We start from the raw sequence: 18,902 nt of genomic DNA, 5'->3' as shown, positions 1-18,902 counted from the left end.
ACCTGTTCAACATTCGGATACACCTTCCCACCATGTTACAAAAAACCGCCGCAACCAGCGACGCCGCTAATACCAAGCCTCATATTGCCATTGATGCGCAAAATGTCACCCTCTCTTTAGGAGAAGGCGATGCGCGCGTGGATATTTTGGGCGGTATCAATCTGGCGATTGAGTCCGGTACCACCGTCGCCCTCCTGGGGCCATCGGGCTCCGGCAAATCCTCGCTGATGGCGATTTTATCCGGGTTGGAACGTGCAACCGGCGGGACGGTAAACATCGCTGGTGCCGATTTTGGTGCAATGAACGAGGATGAACTCGCAATCGCACGCCGAGGCCGGGTTGGCATTGTCTTGCAAGCTTTTCACTTGCTGCCAACGATGAGTGCGCTAGAAAATGTCGCAGTCCCATTGGAGTTAGATGGCCAGGCAGACCCTTTTTCCATTGCAGCCAAAGAACTGGAGGCCGTTGGTCTCGGTGATCGTCTCGGCCATTATCCCACCCAATTGTCAGGCGGCGAGCAACAGCGTGTTGCCATAGCCCGGGCCATGGCGTCGCGGCCTTCCATCATCTTTGCCGACGAGCCCACAGGCAATCTGGACGGAGCAACAGGGGAAATCATTATCGAACTGTTGTTCGAACGCCAGAAAGCCAGCCAGGCAACTTTGCTTATCATTACCCACGATCCCGAACTGGCCAAACGCTGCGACCGTATTGTCGAATTGCGTGACGGTATGATTGAGAAAGACAGCGCGCAAAAGCTTGCAAAATCATGAGTGCTAATCTCTCGAAAGCCTGGACCATTGCTCGGCGTGACTTGCGCGGACGCTTTGTTGGCTTGCGCCTGCTCATTGTCTGCCTGTTTCTCGGCGTGGCAACGCTGGCGGCGATTGGCAGTCTTACCAGTGCGATTACCGATGAACTCGCCAATCGCGGCCAATCGATTTTGGGTGGCGATTTGGAAATTTCGGTCGCCCAGCGCGAAGCGACGCCAGCAGAATTGGAAGCTCTGAAAGCGACGGGCGAACTGTCCGAAACCTTGCGCATGCAGGCCATGGCGCGATTGCCCGATGGCAGCGACACACAATTGGTCGAGTTGAAAGGCGTCGATGCCCCCTATCCGCTTTATGGCGATTTTACTTTGGAAGATGGCACAAATGCACCGCCACTGGGACCCAGAGAGATATATGTCACCCCTGCCCTGATCCAGCGACTATCGCTGGCTATTGGCGATGACATAGCCTTTGGCGAAGCGACATTCACAGTAAGCGGTGTGATCGGCGACGAGCCCGATCGGCTGAGTGAAGGCCTCTCTCTCGGGCCGGTTGCCATTACGTCACTGGAAGGCTTGCGCGCCACCAACCTGATTCAGCCTGGTAGCCTTTTTCAAAGCAAATATCGATTGAAGCTACCCGCAGAAGTCGATCCCGCCGAACTGGGTGAAGAGCTGGAAAAGCAGTATAAAAACGCTGCCTGGGAAGTCAAAACCCGCGACAACGGCGCCCCCAGCACACGGCGCTTCATTGAACGCATGGGGCAGTTTCTAACCCTCGTCGGTCTCGCATCCTTGGTCATCGCTGGCATTGGTGTTGGCAACGGTGTCGCGTCCTATTTGCGCGGAAAACAAGGCGCAATCGCAACGCTCAAGATATTGGGCGCGGATAGCGCTATGGTTTTCCGCATCTATATGTTCCAAATATTGGCCGTGGCCTTGGTTGCGATAATCGCCGGTTTGCTCGTTGGAGCGATTGCCCCCCTTGCCATCATTCAGATCGCCGGTGACGTTTTGCCGATCAGACCGGAATTTGCGCTCTACCCGCTACCGCTGATTGTCAGCGCTGCCTATGGTATATTGATCGCTATCATCTTTGCGCTGCCGCCACTTTCACGAGCCAAATTGATTCCAGCCGCCGGTCTGTTTCGGGGCGAAAGCCGGTCATGGCGAGAAATTGACAAACCGACATGGGTCGCCGTTACACTGGCTGTTGCTGCGATTGTCGCGCTGGCCGTCGGAACCGGACGCGAACCGATTTTCTCGCTAGCGTTTATCGGTGCAGCGCTGGGAATATTGCTATTACTCAGCCTGCTCGGTATCTTGATCCGCTGGCTCGCCAGCAAAGCCCCGCGCCCAAAACAGCCCCTGCTCCGCTTGGCATTGACCAATCTTCACCGGCCGGGAGCACAGACCGGGCAGTTGGTTGTCGCCTTGGGACTGGGCCTGACGCTCTTTGCTACACTGGCTGCGATCCAGACCAGCCTGACCAATGAAATCCGGTTTAGTGTCCCGCAACAGGCACCCAATTTCTTTGTTCTCGATATTCCAGTGGAACGGGCTGACGACTTCAAGAATCTGGTCACGGCGAGCGCGCCTGAAGCTGAAATCAACATCGTCCCGACACTGCGCGGTATTATTACCGAATATGGCGGGCAAGTGGTTGCTGAACTGGATGAATTGCCGGAAGGCGCATGGGTTTTACGCGGGGATCGTGGCCTGACCTATAGCGGCGAACTTCCCGAAGGCAGTGAAATTGCCTCCGGCAAATGGTGGCCCGCCGATTATAACGGTCCGCCACTGGTATCCGTTGACGAGGAACAGGCAACCGCATTGGGGCTCAAGGTGGGTGACAGCCTGACCGTCAGTTTGCTCGGCGTGGAGATCAAATCAACGATTGCGTCTTTGCGCAGGATTAACTGGCAGAATTTCGGTTTTAACTATGTGTTGGTTTTCCCACCCAATGTCTTGGCCAACACGCCGCATAATGTCGCTGCCACCATCCAGTTGGACGAGAGCAAAGAAGATGGTTTGCTAGGATCACTCCCGCGCGAATTCCCCTCCATCTCCATGGTCAAGGTAAAGGAAATCGCATCGCAGATCGGAACGATATTAGACCAGATGGCAACCGCCATTGCTTCCGCCGCGTCCATCGCGATATTCTCTGGCATCGCGGTCCTGATCGGTGCCATTGCGGCTTCCCGTCAATCCAGGGTTTATGACAGCGTAATCCTGAAACTGCTCGGGGCGACCCGATCACAGATATTGTCGGCACAGGCAATTGAATATGCTGTATTGGCGCTGCTGTTATCAGCCGTAGCGCTCGGGCTTGGTCTGCTTGCCGGATGGTTTGTTATCACGCAGATATTCGAATTTACCTGGCAGCCGGATTGGATGGTTGTAATGGTCACCTTGGCGGTCGGCGCGATCATGACATTGGGTATCGGATTGCTCGGATCGATACCGGTTCTATCGGCCAAACCGGCACGCGCTCTGCGCGAGCTCTAGCTTGTTTCGCCTTAAAGCTTCGAAAGGCGCACGGCCAAGGGAGCGGAGAGGATAAGGCTGGTGAGATGATAGAATAAGAGCGGGATCAGCAGCAAGCCCGCAGCTTCTGCCGGAAACAATATCGCAGCGAGCGGTGCACCCACGGCAATGCTTTTCTGCGCACCGCCGAATAGCAGGGCCTTGCGGTCATTGATGACAAATCCTGCAACGCCTCCCAAGAGCCAAGCACCACCAAAGGCAAAGATCAACAGCGCGGCAATTGCTAGGGCGACGATCAGGAATTGATCACCGGGCACCTGGTTCCAAATACCCGCGGCCACCGCACCGGAAAAGGCAACATAAACCGCCAGGCTGATGGCAATCTTGTCAGACCATCCAACCAGACCGGAATATTGTGCCACCCAAGGGCGGGCCCACTGCTGGATCAATTGTCCTATCACGAACGGTAGCAGCAGCATTGTCATGATTTTAATAAAAGAGGCGCCCGTAATCACGATGCCGACCGAACTGGCCAGCAATGCAAAAAATACCGGAGTGATAACAATAGAGGATAGATTGACCGTCGCAGCCGCGACCACGGACGCACCAACATTGCCTTTGGCAATGGCAGTATAGCTTGCTGCAGACTGGATCGTGGACGGGAGGCAACCAAGATACAGAAAACCCACTGCGATCATTGACGCAATATAGCCCTCCAAAATTTGCGACAGGACAAGCCCGGCCAAAACCATGGCACCGAAAACAAAGCCGAAAACGGCTGACTGCAAACGCCAATTGCGAAAACCGGCTATAACCTCCTGGCGATCCAGCCGTATGCCGTGGAGGAGAAATATCCAGAAAATACCGGCCGAAACTGCAAAGGAAGCAATGGGTTTCGCCGATCCGGTTACTGGAACCAATGTCGCCAGAAGCACAGAGCCGCTGAGCAGCCAGATAAACTTGTCGTTCAGTATCAGTCTTATGGTTTGCATTGCGCCCCTGCCAATGCTCCAGCCTGCTATAGGACGCAAGTCCAACCAGCGGATATTTTAGGAATGATCGCAAGAACATGCGCGTTTCATTCTGCCTGCGAATCCGGTAATGGGATCGAAATCCCGTCCATCTTGGCAGACATCGCCTGTTAACTTCGAATCCGATGCCAGATCGCGCGTATCAGATCCACCGCCAGCTTGGGGGATGCTTTCAAGACGGTCCAGGGATGACTGGCAAGAGCCTTGCCGAGTAATTTGACATCAAAATAATACCAGTCGGACAGGATCCTGTGCACCATTGCCTTGGCGCGCAGTGCCCGGTCATTAACCTGTTCCAGTTCCCGCATCAGCACTTTTGTTACCAACTGGCGGATTTGCTGGCTGCGCTGATCGGTAAGGCTTCGCGCATGTCGGCGGTACAGGTATAAGTCGGCTTCAACCGGGATCATCCGAAAATAATGCGCTGCGCGCATCCAGTAATCATAGTCTTCTGCGCCAAATAGCCGTTCGTCATATCCGCGAAGCTTCTCCGTGACCTCTCGTCGATAGAGAAAAGCAGCGCCGACAACATTGCCGAACCAACGCTCTTCAACCGGACGCGGCGGCACATAGCGCAGAATTTTCTCGTCATCATCAATCACGCTGTAGCCCGCGTAGACAAGGTCAACATCAGGTTTGCGAGCCAGTTTTTGAACCAGTTCGGTCAGCATATTGGGGCGCAATATGTTATCGTCGCTTGTCCAGCTGTGCAGCATCCCGCGCGCTTCTCCAAAGCCGCGGTTCAATGTGGCGGGCAATCCCAAATTCCTGTCGTTCGACAAATGTCTGACACGCGGATCAGCCGCTGCATGGCGGGCAATAATGGTACTAGACTCATCAGTAGAAGCATCATCAACACATATAAGCTCCCAATCCGAATATTCCTGCTGCAACACCGATCGAATCGCACTATCGAGATAGCGCGACCCGTTATAGATTGGCATCACGATAGTAACCGTCGGATTACCTGCAATAAATGATGAATCAGGCTGTGTTTTCATATTGCGGCTATGCTATAGTTATCGAGCCAAGAATTGTTGATAGCCCATCTATTCTAAGATAGAATTTCATTTTTCAAGTTCGAACGATAGACTTTATCAAAGCCGGTTTCTAATGTTGCGGCGCAGCACAAAACAGGTTAAGGGCGCAGCGAATATAAGGTTGGCGCAAACGCCCCCTTTCCTCTTCTTACGGCAGAATTTGATATGTCTCTTCGCAATATTGCAATCATCGCGCACGTTGATCACGGCAAAACCACCCTTGTGGACCAGCTTTTCCGCCAGTCCGGCACCTTTCGCGACAACGAGCGTGTCGAGGAACGCGCGATGGACAGCAATGACCTGGAAAAAGAGCGCGGCATCACGATTCTCGCCAAATGTACTAGTGTTGACTGGAAAGGCACACGTATCAATATTGTCGATACACCGGGCCATGCCGACTTTGGCGGCGAAGTGGAACGGATCCTGTCGATGGTCGATGGCGTTATCCTGCTGGTCGACAGTGCCGAAGGCGCAATGCCGCAAACCAAATTCGTGACCGGCAAGGCGCTGGCCCTTGGTCTGAAACCGATTGTTGTCGTCAACAAGATTGACCGCCCCGATGGGCGAGCAGAAGAAGTACTCGACGAAGTGTTCGACCTGTTCGTCAATCTCGATGCCAATGACGAGCAACTGGATTTCCCGACGCTCTTCGCCAGCGGCCGTAACGGCTATGCCGGCGATACTCCCGAGGTTCGCGAGGGTGATTTGTCACCATTGTTTGACAAGATTGTCGAGCATGTGCCTGAACCGGACGTCGATCCTGACGCCGATTTCAAATTTCTTGTCACATTGCTGGATCGCGACAACTTTGTTGGCCGCATCCTGACCGGCAAGGTCGAAAGTGGCAAGATCGACCTCAATGCTCCCATTCATGCCATTGATATGGATGGTAAAGTTGTTGAAACTGGCCGCGCCACCAAGATCATGGCGTTTAACGGTCTCGAGCGCGTTCCCGTAGAAAGTGCCAAGGCGGGCGACATTATTTCACTGGCAGGCCTGACCAAAGCAACTGTGTCCAACACGATCTGCGATCCTTCTGTGACGGAACCGATTGCGGCGCAACCGATTGATCCCCCAACTCTATCGATGCGCTTTGCTGTCAATGACAGTCCTGTGGCTGGCCGCGAAGGCGATAAGGTTACGAGCCGGATCATTCGCGACCGACTGCTTCGTGAAGCAGAATCCAATGTCGCCATTAAAGTAACCGAAAGTGAGGACCGCGACAGCTTTGAAGTCGCTGGTCGCGGCGAATTGCAGCTGGGCGTTCTCATTGAAACGATGCGCCGTGAAGGCTTTGAGCTGGGCATTTCCCGTCCCCGCGTGCTGTACCGCGAAGAAGACGGCAAACGCCAGGAGCCTTATGAAACAGTCGTTATTGACGTGGATGATGAATATAGCAGCACCGTTGTTTCCAAAATGCAGCGTCGCAAAGCGGAATTGACCGAACAGCGTCCCTCCGGCGCTGGCAAGACCCGTTTGACCTTCTCCGCGCCTTCTCGCGGTCTGATCGGTTATCATGGCGAATTTCTGTCCGACACACGCGGCACTGGCCTGATGAACCGTCTTTTCGAAAAATATGGCGAATATAAAGGCGTGATCGAAGGGCGCCCGGTTGGCGTCCTGGTATCGAACGGCACCGGCGATACGGCGGCTTATGCGCTGAATATGCTCGAAGAGCGCGGCGTCCTGTTTATCGGCGCGCAAACGCCGGTCTATGAAGGCATGATCATTGGCGAAAATGCCAAGCCCGGCGATCTGGATGTCAATCCAATGAAGTCAAAGGCGCTCACCAACTTCCGGGTTTCCGGAAAAGAAGACGCCATTCGCCTGACCACACCAAAGGTCATGACGCTGGAACAGGCCATTGCCTATATCGACAATGACGAGCTGGTCGAAGTAACACCAAAGAATATCCGCCTGCGCAAACGCTATCTCGATCCCAATGATCGCAAGAAAGCAGCGCGCAAAGCGGAAGCGGCCTAAGACGGCAGACTGTTGCATCATGCGCTGAGATGGATCATCATCAGCGCATGACAGCAAAAATAAAACGGCTCCTAAGTTTGAGCTGCCTGGTGGCAGCCTCAATATCGCTCACAGCCTGTTCTGCCGATATGGCAGCCGATACCAGCGCTGCAGATGGCAGTGATGCCTGCCGTGATCATCCGCTGGCCTTGCAAGTTCTCGGCTCCGGTGGCCCGATAGCGGACGATCACCGCGCCGGGTCCAGCAACATAATATGGGTTGATGGCAAAGCCCGACTGCTGATTGATGCAGGCAGCGGTACGTTTGTCCGCTATGGCGAAGCTGGGATCGACTTCAACGATCATGATGCCATCCTGCTCACTCACTTGCACGGTGATCATGCCAGCGGTCTGCCTGCTTTGCTCAATAACGGCGCTTTTTCGAAACGGACAGCTGGCCTTACGATCGCAGGGCCAACCGGAAATGGCCAATTCCCATCAACCAGCGAATATCTCGATGCGCTGATTGGCAAAGAGGTCGGCGCTTTGCGCTATTTGCATCCTTATCTCGAAAAAAATGAGGCCCTGCCCCGTTTGACGATCCGAGACATTGATACGGGCAAAAGCGGCCTTCAAACCATTTGGAACGAAGGCGGTCTGCAGGTGAATGCGATTGCGGTTCATCATCTTGATGTCCCTGCAGTCGCCTATGTTGTTCGTGCCAATGACAAGACGATAGTGCTTGCGGGAGACCAGAGCTTTCTCAGTGAAGATTTTGTTGCCGCGCTGTCCGATGCCAAACCAGATTTGCTGGTGATGCACAATGCCATTACCATGGCGGATGGACAACCACGCGGTTTGCACCGCGATCCGAAATCTATCGGAGAAACCGCAGCAGCGCTTGATGCGCAGACCTTGTTATTGACCCATCATATGCAGCGGGCCGTAACAGCCCAAAACGAAGTGAATGCAGCGATTGCGGATAATTATGGCGGGCCCGTTTTACTCGCAGATGATTTGTCTTGCTATCCGCTATGACCGGGAAATTCGATGAGGCAATCAGAGCCCCGTTCTAACCGAAAAATGGGATCTAGAATCCTGACCATGACGCGGTTCAACTTTGCTCGAATTTGGGCTTTCCTACATGCCAGAAGTTACATATGAGGAACTATGGAATTTAAATTGTTTTATATGAACGTTGTAGGCGTAGTTTTTAACCATGGATATGAGAGAAATTTTTGATCGATTCTGTGTAGAAGCTGTATAATGATGCATGGCCTTGTAAAGTTACTCAGTCCAAAACAAGCCAGTACTGCCGGTCGTATGGCTGCGAGAGGTAAAATAGAAGCTTGATTTTCGACTTGGGCTGCCTAGGCTTGCAATCGATAAAAAGGAGGGGAAGAATGATGGAATGGATGTTGATGCCGCTGAAACGCTATGCGGAGTTTAGCGGTAGATCTCGGCGCAAAGAATATTGGATGTTTTTTCTGTTAAATGTCATTGTTTTATTCGGATTGGCGATAGTCGGCGGCATCCTGGGGGCATTCACTCCCGACGCGTCCGGCGAAATGGGATTGGGCGGTGGACTCGTGCTGGGTCTGTTTGCCCTCTACGCGCTCGCCATTTTCATTCCTTCGCTGGCCGTCCAGGTTCGCCGCTTTCACGATCAGGACAAATCTGGTTGGTTCGTGCTGCTTGGCTTCATTCCCTATGTTGGGGGTATCATTGTCCTCGTCTTTATGTGCCTGGAAGGAACCAAGGGCAAAAATCGCTTTGGCGATGATCCGAAGATGAGTGACAATGTCGGTGACGTATTTAGCTAAATATTGATTGGCTTCTGCCAGATTAAGCTCAGTATAACTTGAATTTCGATGGGGTTGTGGCAAAGCGCCACAACCCTTTTTTGGAGAGATAGAATAATGACCGACACGCCCGATCAACCGGAAAATGAAACCAAATCCGGCCCGGACACCCCCCCAGACCATCTCGCGATCAATCCACGCAGCAAATATTATGGTGGCGAATTGCTCGAGCGAGGCATTGGCATTAATTTCCGTGGAGCCCGCAAACACAATATCGAAGAATATTGCGTGTCAGAAGGTTGGGTCAAAGTTCAGGCCGGCAAAACCATGGATCGCAAAGGCAATCCGCTTCTGATCAAATTGAATGGCGAAGTCGAAGCCTGGTTTGAAGACCTTGGCGACGATGCACCAAAGATCAAAAAGGGCGCGTAGGCGCAGGTAGGCGATCAATGACACCCCAGCGCATTCAATATCTTATCGCGCTGGTATTCTTCATACTCGGCGGATGGGCTATGCTCTTCCCGCAGCATGTCATTGATACGGTATTTCTGCCTGAATATCGTATCGGCGGGCGCATATTGCCATTTATGATGGCCTGTTTTGGCGCGCAGGCTCTACTGGCCGGGCTTTTTGCCGCTTTTGCCCGCTTCACTGCAACGACATTTCTGGTTTACGGCATCGCTCTGCTGCCCTTTTTCGGGTTCAATTATTACTTCACCTTTCATGACCCCGTGTTCACCAGCATGGGGTTGATTGACGCTTTAGGTAATATCGTCATGCTGCTGCTCTGCTATGCCGGATGGCGAAAACTCAGGGCGGCCGAACAGACCGACAAGCAAAGGAATTAAGCAATGGACTTTACCGACAAGACAGTCTGGATCACCGGTGCATCGTCAGGGATCGGAGAAGCGCTTGCTAAAGCTTTTGCCGAACAAGGTGCCCATATCATTCTCTCTGGTCGTAGGGTTCAAGCCTTGGAAACCGTTGCAGCAGACATTTCGACTGATACACTGTTGCTGCCGTTTGAGACGACAGATTATGACGCCCTGCCTGCCAAGGTTGCCGAAGCGAAAAAGTGGAAAGGCCGCGTTGATGTGCTCGTCAACAATGCAGGGATCAGTCAACGCAGCCTGGCGCTTGATACCGACCCCAACGTTCACCACCAGATTGTCAATGTTGACCTGCTGGCCCCTATTTGGCTGACCCAACTTTTACTACCGCATATGATCAGCGCAGGCGGCGGTCATATTGTCGGGATCAGTTCGGTCGCTGGACGTATTGGTGTGCCGCTTCGCACCGCCTATTGTGCCGCCAAACATGGCTTGATCGGATATATGGACGCTTTGCGGGCGGAAACGGAGACGCGGCACAATATCCATGTCACCAACATATTGCCGGGCTCTATCCGCACGGACGTCTCCCGTAATGCCCTGACAAAAGATGGCTCCAAGCGCGACAAATCCGATGCCGTGATCGACAATGGCATGGAGCCGGCAGAATGTGCGCGGCAAATACTCGAAGCTGTTGCAAACAAGGTACCTGAGCTGATTATTGCCGAAGGTCCGGAACTGATGCTGGCCCAATTGCGACATAGCGATCCGGAAAAACTGTTCGAGATGACTGCTGGTCTTGGCGCGCAAATTGCCGAGAAATATGAGGCCGGAGACGACGACTAATGGCTTTGGTTCTGCTCGAAAAAGCGGATGGTATCGCGACGATAACGCTTAACCGGCCCGAGGCTATGAACGCGTTATCCCATGCCTTGCGCACAGAATTTTTCAACGCCTGCGAAAGCGTAAAGGCGGATAAAAATATCCAAGCTGTAATCGTGACCGGCCAAGGCGATCGTGCCTTTACTGCGGGTCTGGATTTGAAGGAACTGGGGGTATCTGGCCTCGGCGCTGCAACAGATCAAATGCCGTCCAGTAATCCGTGCAGGGCGCTGGAACAGCTTGAGATCCCGGTCATCGGCGCCATAAATGGCGTCGCCATTACGGGCGGTTTCGAACTGGCGCTGGCTTGCGATATTCGCATTGCTTCGACCAATGCCCGCTTTGCTGATACCCATACACGTGTGGGCGTGATCCCCGGCTGGGGCCTGTCACAAAAGCTGTCGCGCCATATTGGTTTATCGCGCGCTTGTGAGCTTAGTTTTACCGGCCAGTTTGTTGATGCCGATACCGCCTGTAATTGGGGCCTCGTCAATCATGTCTATGAACCGGATGAATTGATACCTGCGGCGCGGGCCTTAGCGGCCGATATGACAACGATTGATCCGGAATTTCTCAAGACTTACAAAAAGCTTATTCTGGATGGCTATGACCGCAGTTTCAAGGATGCCATGGCTTTAGAGAAACAGGTCACCAACGCCTATAACGACGATGTCAGTGCTGAAGCGGTTGAGCAACGGCGGTTGGCTGTCATCCAGCGCGGTCGGTCTCTGAAGAGCTGACCATTGCTTCATGCATGATGAAGGATATGATCTGCGATCGTGCCAGTTTCGCTTCCCTGATCGGTAACAGCATCCAGACATGCTGCATCTGGTCTCCAACGTAAAGGGTTAGGGGAATATCCTGCTTGTCAGCCTTTGCCTTCAAGCGCAGCGCATCGGCATAAAGCAAGTCATGGCTGCCTGCAAAAATGGCGATTGGCGGTAACATGTCAATGGCTGCAAATAGCGGACTCACTGGAAAAGTCGCTGGATCTTTGCCCTCACCTGCCCAAAACTGGCCAGCGGTTCGCGCACCTTGTACCGATAGTAAGACATCATGCTTCTCTAGTTCTGGCTGCAATGGATCACTGGCCGTCGCATCCAGCCAAGGCGAGAGGAGGATGATCTTGCCCGGCATCGGCTTCCCCTGATCGCGCAGCATCTGGGTCAGTCCGAGACTATATCCGCCACCGGCGCTATCACCCATAATCGCGATATTCTCTGCGCCATATTTAGTGACTGCCCGATCATAGGCCTGCATAACCACAGGGTAGCTTTGTGACCAGTCATGTTCTGGCGCTAGCGGGTAGAGAGGAACTGTAGCGCTCGCTCCAGTGGCCTTGATCAGCCTTTTGATCATCATCCAATGGACGAACACGATATGAAACGCATAACCGCCGCCATGCAGATAGAAAATATGGCGTTTGCTAGCGCCTTCCTTCGGTTCAATTTCATAAACCTTATGATTATCGATCTGATTTTCAATTATTTGGCAGTGTTTCCTGATCCACCTGCCCGGGCGAGCCGGACCGTGTCTCCGGTCCCGCGCCAGGAATTTCATGCCGGTATCATAGTCTGCCAAACGCTCCTGAACCTTCAGCAAGCGTAAGATGAAATTGATCAATCGCGCGCGTTTACTGATCACCCGGCAGCAGCCTCAAGATCAGCATTGATGAAAGCCGCAATCTGCTGGCGCGCTTTCTTAGCTTCCGGAATTGGGAATAGCATCCAGACATGCTGCATCGCTGGATACTCGAAATAGTCCAATGACAGGTCGGCGGCTTCCGCTTTCTCCTTCAGTTTTCTGGCATCGGGCCAGAGCAGATCAAATGTCCCGGTAAACACAGCAATCGGTGGAAGACCTGAAAGCTTTCCAAATAGCGGACTAACCGGAGGTAATTCGACGTTACCGCTTTTGCCTGCCCACCATTCACCTGCTGCACGAAGGCCATCAATGCCCAATATGCGATCCTTCTTCGATAATGCCGGCTGCATCGGATCGGTCATGGTGACGTCAAGCCATGGCGAGAGCAGGACCATTTTATGCGGCGTCGCCTTGCCCTCATCCCGCAGCATTTGTGTCAAGCCAAGCGCAAAACCGGCACCAGCACTGTCGCCCATGATGATGATATTATCCGCGCCGACCTCTTCAACCAGCTCGCCATAAACTTGCATCATCCAATCATAGCTTTGTTGCCAATCATGCTCCGGCGTTAGTGGATAGCAAGGTGCAACAACCGCCGCGTCCGTGCGATGGACCATCTCCCCCAACAATGTCCAATATCCCGGCTGCATGTCCAGAACATAGGCGCCGCCGTGAATATAAAGAATACGGCGATGGCTTCCGGATTTTGGAGACAATGTGAAGATGGGGTGCCGGTCTTTGACGGTTTCAATGACATCGAATTTGCGGCGCAAAGCCTTACCCGGTACAGCGACCTTCTTCGTGCGTGCTTTCGCAGTGCTAGCCCGTAGCTTCGCCTCATCGGAAAACACCGCCTTTAAACCGGTCAGCGGAAGGACCTTGGCAAGCAGCCGCGCTCTTATGCTCGTCATGGCGCGGCTCTAACCCGGATTGCCTTCCATTTGAGGGACATTGGGGTCGATCGTGACCCAGTTTTGCGAACTTTTGGTCCAGAAATGCACTTGCGGGTTGAGATCGCCGGTATCATCCAGAGTTCCTGCTTTTACAAAAGTCATGCCGGGTTGTGTTGGTAGCGTGGAAAACAATGGCGAGCCACATTTCCCGCAGAAATGGCGTTCAACGATGTTTCCCGTTTCGCTGGTATCTTCGTAGGTTGTCAGGTCGCCCTGAATGCTTAGTTGATCATTAGCCACACCGAATAAAACCGAGTAAGCGCTACCCGACTGGCGCTGGCAGTTTTTGCAATGACAGACACCTGTCATTTGCAGCTCTCCACTGACGCTATAGCTGACCGCCCCGCAAAGACATTTTCCTGTCATCGTCATTTTAATCTCCCCTTTATGCGGCTTTTCGTACGAAAACCGTTCCTGCTGAATATCCTGCGCCAAAAGAGCAAATAAGTCCAATATCGCCATTGGACAGGTCTTCGCTATGTTTATGAAAGGCGATAATTGATCCCGCCGATGACGTATTGGCATAGGTGTCCAGTACTGTTGGACTTTCATCATCATTGGCTTCGTGGCCAAGCACGCGCTGCGCGATAAGCCGATTCATCCCGGCATTGGCCTGATGCAACCACATGCGTCGCAGGTCAGAACCTTCGATGCCCAGTTTCTCGGCCTGATCCATAATCATTTGCGCGACCATCGGAACCACCTCCTTGAATACTTTGCGCCCTTCCTGAACAAACAGTTTGTCCGCATCATCCCGTGTCTCCGGGCTGGTCCGATTGAGGAACCCGAAATTGTTACGGATATTGTTGGAAAATTGTGTCTTTAATTTGGTCCCTATAATTTCCCAATGCTCTGCCGGTGCGATGTCTTTCGCTTCCACCAATATGGCGGTCGCCACATCACCGAAAATGAAATGGCTATCACGGTCCCGCCAGTTCAAATGGCCTGAACAAATTTCCGGGTTAATCACTAAAACCGATTTGGCACTGCCCGAGCGGATATAATCCGCGGCCGTCTGGATTCCAAATGTCGCGGATGAGCAAGCCACGTTCATATCAAAACCAAAGCCATCGCCAATGCCCAGCGCATCCTGAATCTCTACAGCAATCGCGGGATAGGCGCGCTGAAGATTGGAGCAGGCGCAAAGCACCGCATCGACATCTTCCGCTTTGCGCCCTGCCCGTTCCAATGCTTGCTCGGCCGCTTTCACGCCGATTTCGGCTAGAATCGATATCTCTTCATTGGGCCTTTCCGGCATTTGCGGGCACATGGTTTCGGGGTCAAGGATCGGATCTTTTGAAAGCACAAAGCGCGATTTTATCCCTGACGCTTTTTCAATAAACTCAACCGAGCTATGCTGCAGTTCAGCGACCTCGCCGGCAGCAATGGCATCTGCATTTTCGCTATTGTGCAAATCTACATAGGTGTTGAAGCTAGAGACCAGCTCTTCGTTGCTGATGCTATCCGTTGGGGTAAACAAGCCGGTGGCAGAAATTACGGGAATGTTAGCGTTAGACATAGGGTGATATTCTCTTAAACTTAAAGGGCAGATAGATTGTTAGATTAACCAATATCGTAAAGTCCCGATGGACAACTAGCAAGCGCTGTTGGTCGCTGATTGCCTATTGCGGGTTTGTTGCTATTTGTCAGACATGACCGACGCTGATCGCATCAAATTACACCAGAGCTGGAAAACGCCACTCGCACCTGAGTTTTCCAGCGATTATATGACCAACTTGCGGACGTTTCTGATTCAGCAGAAACAGGCTGGCAAGGACATATTCCCCAAAGGCAGCGAGTATTTCCGGGCTCTCGATCTGACGCCGCTGGACAAAGTGCGTGTCGTTATCCTTGGGCAAGACCCCTATCATGGCCCGGGACAAGCGCACGGGCTGTGCTTTAGCGTTCAGCCAGGTGTTCGGCCGCCGCCCTCGCTGATCAACATCTACAAGGAACTGGAGAGCGATATCGGTATGCCGCGCCCCCAACATGGTTTTCTGGAATCCTGGGCCAAGCAAGGGGTCTTGTTGCTGAACAGCGTTCTGACAGTCCAGCGCGCAGAAGCGGCATCTCATCGGGGCAAGGGATGGGAACAATTTTCCGATGCCATCGTCCGCCTTGTCGCAGCAAAGAAAGAGCCCGTCGTCTTTCTGCTTTGGGGTAGCTATGCACAGAAGAAAGCGGGATTTGTGCAAAGCGTGGAGCAAGGCGGCAAGCATCTGGTTTTAAAGGCACCGCATCCGTCGCCGCTGTCGGCTCATAACGGCTTTTTCGGATGCCGGCATTTCAGCAAAACCAATGCCTTTCTGGAACAAAATGGTTTGGCGCCGATCGACTGGTCTTTGCCGCCAGCTTAGCATATGATCGCTGAACAGGCACAAGAAGGACAAGGCCAATGACGGCGAACAGACAAAAAGAGCATCAGAGTTTTGATACATTCTGGCCTTTCTACTTGCAGGAACATGCCAAGCCGGCGACCCGCAATTTGCACTATATCGGCACCAGTCTGGTCGTTCTGATCGCACTTTATTCAGTGCTTACTACCAACTGGCTGCTTTTGCTCGCGATGCCGCTGGCGGGTTATTTTTTCGCGTGGATTGCGCATTGGCGAGTTGAGAAAAACCGCCCGGCGACGTTCACCTATCCGCTCTGGTCGCTGATCGCCGATTTCAAAATGTGGGGGCTTTGGCTCACGGGAGGGTTAAAGCCGGAGCTGAAAAAGGCTGGCGTTGAGGACGCCTAACCCACCTCTTCCAATTGTGCTTCCTGCCTGCTTGCCTCTTGTTCGCTCATGGCTTCGGTTCCCTCTATCCAGGTGCCGATATCCCGTGCCACCTGATCGGGCGTTTCTTCCATCGGCAGATGTCCGGCATCTCTATAGATGATTAGCTTTGACCCCGGGATTGCCTCTTCAAAGGCCTTGGCATGGGACACAGGGATAACTTTATCCTGTTCACCCCAAAGCAGCAGAACAGGCATATTCAGACCACCAATCTCGGCCCATTTTTCCGGTTCGCGCGCGGTCTTTCCACGTGTAACCGACCCCTGCCGATTGCCGGGAAAGCGCAGCAATTCCCAATAGCGTGTGACCAATTCATCGGTCAGTCTTTCGGGTTGGGCAAAATTTTCTTCCAGTGAGGATCGCACCAAAAATTTCGGCGTAATTTCCGGCAATAGCAATTGCCCAATGGACGAGCGCGCCAGTCGTGCGCCTAGATAGGGTTTGATTTTCTCGTCTGTTTGCGCGCCAGAGGCGTCGATCAGAACAAGCCCTGACACCCGGTCTGGTACCGCCAGACCCGCACGCCATGACAGCCAACCGCCCATGCTGTTACCAACCCAATAGGCTCGCTCCACATCAACCGTATCGAGTACTTTGACCGCGGCGGCAATATACGCATCAGCACTGTAATCATCGTTCGGATGTGGACCTGTCAAGCCATGGCCATACAGGTCAAGCGAGATCAATCGATATTTGTCACCCAGCCGGTCCACAACAGGTTCCCAGGTCTGCAGCAAACTGTTTGAGCCATGGATTAGCAGAATCGCAGGTCCATTTTTGTTGCCTTCATCGCGATAATGGATTTTGCCGCCTAGACCATCATCGAGAAATTGCGACGCCTCATTGCTATATTTGGCGATCATCTCGGTCCGATCAGTATCGGGCGTACGAAATATGAAAAACGCAGCGACCAGAATGACGATCAAGGCCAATAATATGCGAAAACCGGTTTTCATGATGGTGCCCCAGCGATGTTCAGAAGAGGATGATACATATCAACACGCCTGTAGGACAGACAAAAAAAGGGCGGGAAATGCCATTGCAATCCCGCCCTTTCAAAATTTTAGCCGGTCGGCTTAAGCCTGCTGAAGATTTACAGCGGCTTTTTTGCCATTGTTGCCGGTTTCAACGTCATATGACAAACGCTGCTCTTTTTCGAGCGTCTGCATACCAGCAGCCTGAACGGCTGTGATGTGCACGAAGCTGTCATCGCCGCCATCTTCAGGAGCGATAAAGCCATAGCCTTTGTCGGCGTTGAAAAATTTTACTGTGCCTGTAGGCATATTCTTATTCCTATTCATAACTTAATTATGCTTGGCCCAAGCGGATTTGCCTGAGTCAAACGGGTTGGCCAACGTCGAGAAAAAGGAAAAAAGAGTATGCGACCCAAGAGGGCGCGAAACCAGAATTTCGTCGTACGCGATTATTAGCTGTTGCGGCCCATAGCAGCCTATTTACAACTTAGCAAACCGTGTGACTGTCGTGATACGCCAATCCGAGCCTTTAAGGCGTCGAAACCAGTACAATGGCCGCCATTGTCAAAGTTAAAAAGCCCAATCCCAGCGACAATATCCAACGCAGCTTTAGCATCCATGCGGATTCTGCTCCTGCCATAACCAGCCGTTGGTCAATCAGCGGCGATCCTATGATGCACAAACCCAGTAGCAGCATTGACGGACCCGGCCATGACAGGCCCAATATCCATGGCACATATGTTATCAGCGCTATCAGGCTCGGCAAAACGGCCGCGATATAAATCCATCCGGGCGCGTCTTTATGGGCCGCGGCTAGTCCCCACCAGATTCCGCCAAGAAAACTGAAAATCAACGCCGCATAGGCATAAGCGATTGCCAAAGCACTCCATTGCCATTCCGGCGGCCCCCATAATGTAGCGAGCGCCAAAAAGAGTGGTGGCAAAAGGCCGGCAAGACCAAGCAGGCGCGGAGCTTTCGGGATATCAGTCAACATATGCCGCAATTAGCCGAATATGTTTGGCAATGCCACCGTTCCGGCTCTTTCCCTTCCTACCAATAAAGTGTAGCGCTTTATGCTATGAAACAGACACTTAAAACGACCGTCCTGCTATCCGCCGCCATATTCACCCTGACTCTATCCGCCTGTGAGCCGGGCGATCCACCCAGCGCCCCTGAGCCGTCTGCGCAGGATGTCTATTTTGAACGCCTATCGATATTGTGCGGCAAGGCTTATCCTGGGCAGCTTGTGTCTGATCAGGAAGCGGACGCCGAGATGATGGGACAACCGATGATCATGCATGTCGCGACCTGCGATCAGAAACAGATCCAGATTCCCTTTCATATTGGCAATGCCGACGGAAGCTGGAACCGGTCACGCACATGGATTATCACCCGAACCGAGAATGGTCTGCGCCTGAAACACCGTCATCGTCACGAGGATGGCTCGCTTGATGCCGTAAGCAATTATGGAGGCGATACCAGTTCAGAGGGAACCGCAGAACGTCAGGAATTTCCCGTCGATGACGAGTCCATCACATTATTCAAGGCAGAGGGTCTCGATCAATCCGTGACCAACACCTGGGCGGTAGAAGTCAGCCCGCCCGGCCAACGGGACGCACGCTTTGCTTATGAACTGCGCCGCCCCGAGACGGCCGGTGGCCGCTTCTTCCGGGTCGAGTTCGACCTTGCCAAATCTGTCGAGACACCACCACCGCCATGGGGCGATTGAACACAAAGATGGCTTGAC

Annotated in this window: 21 protein-coding genes; 12 read left to right on the top strand and 9 right to left on the bottom strand. The window is 52.9% G+C overall.

The annotated features are described in order from the left end of the window. Window positions 1-32: 32 nt before the first annotated feature. Both ACO6S1_RS13545 and ACO6S1_RS13540 read left to right on the top strand, forming a co-directional pair. Window positions 33-773 (top strand): ABC transporter ATP-binding protein, encoded by a 741-nt coding sequence (locus ACO6S1_RS13545; RefSeq protein WP_422343165.1) that lies wholly within the window; start codon window positions 33-35, stop codon window positions 771-773. Next, window positions 770-3,277 carry an ABC transporter permease gene (locus ACO6S1_RS13540; RefSeq protein WP_422343164.1) on the top strand — a complete coding sequence of 836 codons (2,508 nt, stop codon included), beginning with the start codon at window positions 770-772 and terminating at the stop codon, window positions 3,275-3,277. The genes ACO6S1_RS13545 and ACO6S1_RS13540 overlap by 4 nt, the downstream gene beginning before the upstream one ends. 11 nt (window positions 3,278-3,288) lie before the next feature. Here ACO6S1_RS13540 and ACO6S1_RS13535 read toward each other — a convergent pair whose 3' ends face one another. Together ACO6S1_RS13535 and ACO6S1_RS13530 are read right to left on the bottom strand one after the other, a co-directional pair. Next, complete coding sequence (locus ACO6S1_RS13535; RefSeq protein WP_422343163.1) at window positions 3,289-4,248, bottom strand: bile acid:sodium symporter family protein; 960 nt, start codon at window positions 4,246-4,248, stop codon at window positions 3,289-3,291. A gap of 149 nt (window positions 4,249-4,397) precedes the next feature. Next, entirely contained in the window at window positions 4,398-5,288 is an 891-nt protein-coding gene (locus tag ACO6S1_RS13530; protein WP_422343162.1) for a glycosyltransferase family 2 protein, read from the bottom strand. A 204-nt stretch (window positions 5,289-5,492) separates the two neighbouring features. Here ACO6S1_RS13530 and typA point away from each other — a divergent pair, with 204 nt between their 5' ends. The 7 genes from typA (at window position 5,493) to ACO6S1_RS13495 (ending at window position 11,542) form a co-directional block, all read left to right on the top strand. Beyond that, the gene (gene typA / locus ACO6S1_RS13525; RefSeq protein ID WP_422343161.1) at window positions 5,493-7,310 is read left to right on the top strand and encodes a translational GTPase TypA; all 1,818 of its coding nucleotides are present in this window, start codon (window positions 5,493-5,495) and stop codon (window positions 7,308-7,310) included. 89 nt (window positions 7,311-7,399) lie between these two features. Beyond that, window positions 7,400-8,326, top strand: coding sequence for an MBL fold metallo-hydrolase (locus tag ACO6S1_RS13520; RefSeq protein WP_422343160.1), 927 nt, complete (start codon window positions 7,400-7,402; stop codon window positions 8,324-8,326). 368 nt (window positions 8,327-8,694) lie between these two features. Continuing rightward, window positions 8,695-9,111, top strand: a complete 417-nt coding sequence (locus ACO6S1_RS13515; RefSeq protein WP_422346193.1) for a DUF805 domain-containing protein — start codon at window positions 8,695-8,697, stop codon at window positions 9,109-9,111. Window positions 9,112-9,207: 96 nt separating this feature from the next. Further along, window positions 9,208-9,522: a DUF3297 family protein gene (locus tag ACO6S1_RS13510; RefSeq protein ID WP_422343159.1), complete on the top strand. Its 315-nt coding sequence runs from the start codon at window positions 9,208-9,210 to the stop codon at window positions 9,520-9,522. A gap of 17 nt (window positions 9,523-9,539) precedes the next feature. Further along, a complete protein-coding gene (locus ACO6S1_RS13505; RefSeq protein WP_422343158.1) occupies window positions 9,540-9,938 on the top strand; it encodes a hypothetical protein in 399 nt (132 codons plus the stop codon). Between the two features lie 3 nt (window positions 9,939-9,941). Beyond that, entirely contained in the window at window positions 9,942-10,766 is an 825-nt protein-coding gene (locus ACO6S1_RS13500; protein WP_422343157.1) for an SDR family NAD(P)-dependent oxidoreductase, read from the top strand. After that, window positions 10,766-11,542, top strand: a complete 777-nt coding sequence (locus ACO6S1_RS13495; protein WP_422343156.1) for an enoyl-CoA hydratase — start codon at window positions 10,766-10,768, stop codon at window positions 11,540-11,542. The genes ACO6S1_RS13500 and ACO6S1_RS13495 overlap by 1 nt, the downstream gene beginning before the upstream one ends. On the opposite strand, the gene ACO6S1_RS13490 is transcribed toward ACO6S1_RS13495, so the two are convergent. From ACO6S1_RS13490 to ACO6S1_RS13475, 4 genes are read right to left on the bottom strand one after another with little or no spacing between them, the layout of a single operon-like run. Further along, window positions 11,511-12,446, bottom strand: coding sequence for an alpha/beta hydrolase (locus tag ACO6S1_RS13490; RefSeq protein ID WP_422343155.1), 936 nt, complete (start codon window positions 12,444-12,446; stop codon window positions 11,511-11,513). The two genes, ACO6S1_RS13495 and ACO6S1_RS13490, sit on opposite strands and share 32 nt — an antisense overlap. Next, window positions 12,443-13,357 carry an alpha/beta hydrolase fold domain-containing protein gene (locus ACO6S1_RS13485; RefSeq protein ID WP_422343154.1) on the bottom strand — a complete coding sequence of 305 codons (915 nt, stop codon included), beginning with the start codon at window positions 13,355-13,357 and terminating at the stop codon, window positions 12,443-12,445. The genes ACO6S1_RS13490 and ACO6S1_RS13485 overlap by 4 nt, the downstream gene beginning before the upstream one ends. A gap of 9 nt (window positions 13,358-13,366) precedes the next feature. Continuing rightward, window positions 13,367-13,771, bottom strand: a complete 405-nt coding sequence (locus tag ACO6S1_RS13480) for a GFA family protein (RefSeq protein ID WP_422343153.1) — start codon at window positions 13,769-13,771, stop codon at window positions 13,367-13,369. 13 nt (window positions 13,772-13,784) lie between these two features. Next, the gene (locus tag ACO6S1_RS13475; RefSeq protein ID WP_422343152.1) at window positions 13,785-14,918 is read right to left on the bottom strand and encodes a beta-ketoacyl-ACP synthase III; all 1,134 of its coding nucleotides are present in this window, start codon (window positions 14,916-14,918) and stop codon (window positions 13,785-13,787) included. Between the two features lie 133 nt (window positions 14,919-15,051). On the opposite strand from ACO6S1_RS13475, the gene ung reads away from it, so the two are divergent. Both ung and ACO6S1_RS13465 read left to right on the top strand, forming a co-directional pair. Beyond that, window positions 15,052-15,756 carry a uracil-DNA glycosylase gene (ung, locus tag ACO6S1_RS13470; RefSeq protein ID WP_422343151.1) on the top strand — a complete coding sequence of 235 codons (705 nt, stop codon included), beginning with the start codon at window positions 15,052-15,054 and terminating at the stop codon, window positions 15,754-15,756. Window positions 15,757-15,794: 38 nt separating this feature from the next. Beyond that, window positions 15,795-16,142 carry an Mpo1-like protein gene (locus tag ACO6S1_RS13465; protein ID WP_422343150.1) on the top strand — a complete coding sequence of 116 codons (348 nt, stop codon included), beginning with the start codon at window positions 15,795-15,797 and terminating at the stop codon, window positions 16,140-16,142. Here the strand turns inward: ACO6S1_RS13465 and ACO6S1_RS13460 are convergent. The 3 genes from ACO6S1_RS13460 to ACO6S1_RS13450 all read right to left on the bottom strand — a co-directional run bounded on the left by ACO6S1_RS13460 (window position 16,139) and on the right by ACO6S1_RS13450 (window position 18,149). Next, window positions 16,139-17,137, bottom strand: coding sequence for an alpha/beta fold hydrolase (locus ACO6S1_RS13460; protein WP_422343149.1), 999 nt, complete (start codon window positions 17,135-17,137; stop codon window positions 16,139-16,141). The two genes, ACO6S1_RS13465 and ACO6S1_RS13460, sit on opposite strands and share 4 nt — an antisense overlap. A 120-nt stretch (window positions 17,138-17,257) precedes the next feature. Beyond that, window positions 17,258-17,464: a cold-shock protein gene (locus tag ACO6S1_RS13455; protein ID WP_168818520.1), complete on the bottom strand. Its 207-nt coding sequence runs from the start codon at window positions 17,462-17,464 to the stop codon at window positions 17,258-17,260. A gap of 220 nt (window positions 17,465-17,684) precedes the next feature. Beyond that, window positions 17,685-18,149, bottom strand: coding sequence for a DUF3429 domain-containing protein (locus ACO6S1_RS13450; protein ID WP_422343148.1), 465 nt, complete (start codon window positions 18,147-18,149; stop codon window positions 17,685-17,687). An 84-nt stretch (window positions 18,150-18,233) separates the two neighbouring features. Between ACO6S1_RS13450 and ACO6S1_RS13445 the strand changes: the two genes are divergently transcribed. Beyond that, a complete protein-coding gene (locus ACO6S1_RS13445; RefSeq protein ID WP_422343147.1) occupies window positions 18,234-18,884 on the top strand; it encodes a hypothetical protein in 651 nt (216 codons plus the stop codon). The last annotated feature ends 18 nt before the right edge of the window (window positions 18,885-18,902 follow it).

Source organism: Parasphingorhabdus sp. (genome assembly GCF_965233695.1).
Taxonomy (GTDB): Bacteria; Pseudomonadota; Alphaproteobacteria; order Sphingomonadales; family Sphingomonadaceae; genus Parasphingorhabdus.
The sequence above is the reverse complement of the archived record's forward strand: the minus strand, read 5'-3'. Positions and strand labels throughout refer to the sequence as shown.